The organism is Nonomuraea fuscirosea, from assembly GCF_003001935.1.
GTDB classification, from domain to species: Bacteria; Actinomycetota; Actinomycetes; order Streptosporangiales; family Streptosporangiaceae; genus Nonomuraea; species Nonomuraea fuscirosea.
The window spans coordinates 1-2,992 of sequence record NZ_PVNG01000077.1; the positions used below are offsets into that span (position 1 = coordinate 1).

Consider the following 2,992-nt stretch of genomic DNA (forward strand, 5'->3'; position numbering starts at 1 on the left):
CGCGGCTGACTCCGAGGTCCCTCGCGATCGACGTGATCGTCCGGTCCGGCCTCGACAACACCAACGCCACCGCGTCGGCCTTGAACTCGGGCGGGTAGTTCTTCATCACCATCAGTGACATCTCTTCCCCTGAATCTCAAGATCCAGTCTCCGAGGTGTCCTCGTTCAAGGGGGAATGCCCTTACGCCGGACCGCATCCCCCCCTGCGCCAGAGCTGGCATCGCGCCGGTCACCTAATTCGAGGCGCCGATCACATGCCTACACGTCACCTGGCGCTACGCCCGCCAGACGGCGGAACTGGATACTGCGTACAGGCGATCATCGTCCAAGTCTTTGAGCGCGTCGCTCAAAGGTGTCGATACACAGCTGAGCACGGCGCGGCCAATTTTGCGGCGACTCTACCCGATCTTGTCCATCGAGACGTTACGTAAGCGAAGTCCGGCTGAAGACCCGTGACCCGAACGAACCCTGGCCGTTCGGCGAACCTGAAGAGGCCCGTACCGTCGCCAGTTCGACACCAGGTACGACCACGTGGCACTACACCGTATCGACGATGATCATGAAGCAGATGGGCTTCTCCTCGGATGACCGCGATCTCGACGACTACGAAAGCGTATGCCTGGACGATGTCTGGTGCGAAGTCCGTAGCGTGACCGGTGTGGCGGGAGGCGGTGATGGCCGTCCGGCCGGGCCATTGCGCCGAGTGAGGCTGGCACATGGACGTGGCAGGCAGGGAGGTACGACCTCGAAGCGAAAGAGCGTCTACCCCCGGGTAATCCTCCGCCATGCAGGAGCGCTCGCGACCGCGCTCCTGTATGAGCCTGATGGGAAGGGAGTAACGATGATCACCGGTGCGCCTCGCCGGGTTGTGCTGCCGGTGGCCATCCGGCACGGTCTGAGCCTTGCAGCGGTCTCCCCCGTTGACCGCGACAAGCACCCGATCCTGTGGGAGGAGGGCCCCGCTGCGCGACCCCGATCCAGCGTCCGAACGAGGAAGTCCGGCCGGAATGTCCTCACGCAGCCTCCTTATCCGTCGCGCTGGCCTGCAGCAGCGGCAGGCGCAGCACGAGCTGGGCGCCTCCCATCGCGGACTCCTGCGCGATCAGCGTGCCACCATGCGCCTGAGCAATGGCCAGGGCGATGGGCAGGCCGAGACCGGTGCCGCCTTGGTGGCGGCTGCGCGCGCTGTCGATCCTGGTGAAGTGGTCGAAGACCCGCTCGCGATCCAGTACCGGGATGCCCGGGCCGTCGTCGTCGACCGTGACCACGACCTCATCCTCCTCCCCGCTGACACTCACCCGCACCGCCGACTTGGCATGCCGTTCGGCGTTGTCCAGCAGATTGCCCAGCAGGCGGGCGAGAGTACCGGCGGCGCCGCCCACGACCAATCCCTCCTCCAGGTCCAGATGGACAGGCAGGCCATGGGGACGCTCGCCGACCAGGCCCTCGACGAAGCCGGCCATCTCGATCTGCCCGGGCGCGTCCTCGGTGCCGGCATCCAGCCTGGCTAGCATCAGCAGGTTGCCGACGATGTCCTGGATCCGGTCCACCTCCCGAAGGGCATGGTGGATGAGCTCGCCCAAGTCGGTCTGGCCGGGATGCATGCGTGCCTCCTCCAGTTGCAGCCGGAGACTGGCCAGAGGAGTGCCGAGCTCGTGGGAGGCGTCGGTGATGAACTGTCGCTGCTGGGCGTGCATATGCTCGACCAGATGCTCCATCCTCTCCACGAGGGTCACGAGGTCTTCGCGGTCGCACGATATGGTCATGGGATCCTCCGCTCGGTGACAGATCTTCGATGTGCGGAAAGTGAAGTGGCTTCTGGGATCGCCGGTGTAGCTGTGGAGCGAAAGTGCTCGTGCTCTTCGGCCCACCCGCATCACACGGTCAGGGCGGCTCCGGCGAACTTGGGCAGGGCGCAGTGGGCGGACACAGACCGTCCGTCCGGCAGGAGCTCACCGTTGTCGTCGAAGACCACCACGCCGTTGCAGAGCAACCCCACTCCTGTTGCGGGTGAGGCCACCAGCCGGGCCGCGTCTCGCCTGCAGCTGGTCGCGGACGGGCATCGAGGCCGATGCTGACACATGGCCCCCACTTCGCTTCTGTGACTGGACGGATTTGCCTCATGTCTTCATCGTCCGCCGCAGGCCCGCGGGGCATAACCGGGGAAATGCGTGTTCGGCCCCTGTAGGAGTACGTAGTTATACGTAGTGGACCGATCCTGGCGGCAGGCGTGCCGACACGCGAAGGGAGATGCCGGACGCCCCGCCCAACAGGGGGCGTCCGGCACTCGGGTTGTGACGCCTGCATCAAGGTCAGCAAGATGCCCGCTCATCCATTCTTCTGCCACGACCAGGGCGGGTAAAGGGGGTGGGCTGCCATTTCCCCCCGCCTTCCTGCCAGCCCTGTGATGAACGGCCGCCACGGTCCGGTGACCTGCGTGGACTTAGAGCCTGCAGCGAAACAACTCGTAGCATTCCGGCTTGGCGGTCGATGGTCTGGTATGAGCGTGTCGGCGGAGACCGTGGAGATGCTGGCTACGAAGCTTGAGGCGATCTTGGCGCATCTGGATGAGCGACAACGCCGGCTGCTGCTCAGCGCCGAGGCTCGCGTCCTGGGGCATGGCGGGATCCGGGCGGTGGCCCAGGCCGCGGGCGTGCGCGAAGCGACGGGGCCGCGGGGGCGTGCGTGAGCTGGACGCCGGGGCTGAATCACTGGGGCGGACGCGCCGCCGGGGTGGTGGCCGAAAGCGGCCTGGTGGAGACCGACCCAGAGTTACGGGCGGCGCTGCTGGCGCTGGTCGAGCCGGGCGAGCGCGGGGATCCGACCTTGCCGCTGCGCTGGACGACCAAGTCCACCCGCAGGCTGGCCGGCGAGCTTACCCAGCAGGGACACCGGGTGTCGGCCGACGGCGTCGCGGACATCCTGCGCGGTGAGGGATTCAGTCTGCAGGTCAACGCCAAGACGCTGGAGGGCGGCTGGCACCCGGACCGCG

Annotated in this window: 3 protein-coding genes and 1 pseudogene; 1 reads left to right on the forward strand and 3 read right to left on the reverse strand. The window is 66.5% G+C overall.

Annotated elements, in window-relative coordinates; genetic code table 11:
• From B0I32_RS56120 to B0I32_RS56130, 3 genes are all read right to left on the reverse strand, one after another.
• Positions 1-121: transposase (locus B0I32_RS56120; protein WP_425438162.1), on the reverse strand; the 121-nt coding region annotated here is incomplete at its 3' end.
• 892 nt (positions 122-1,013) lie between these two features.
• Complete coding sequence (locus B0I32_RS56125) at positions 1,014-1,766, reverse strand: sensor histidine kinase (RefSeq protein WP_181308978.1); 753 nt, start codon at positions 1,764-1,766, stop codon at positions 1,014-1,016.
• Between the two features lie 110 nt (positions 1,767-1,876).
• On the reverse strand, positions 1,877-2,083 hold the full coding sequence (locus B0I32_RS56130) for a DUF5999 family protein (RefSeq protein ID WP_106253682.1): 207 nt from the start codon (positions 2,081-2,083) through the stop codon (positions 1,877-1,879).
• A 417-nt stretch (positions 2,084-2,500) separates the two neighbouring features.
• On the opposite strand from B0I32_RS56130, the pseudogene B0I32_RS56135 reads away from it, so the two are divergent.
• Positions 2,501-2,992, forward strand: a pseudogene (locus B0I32_RS56135) (ISAzo13-like element transposase-related protein); the annotation flags it as partial.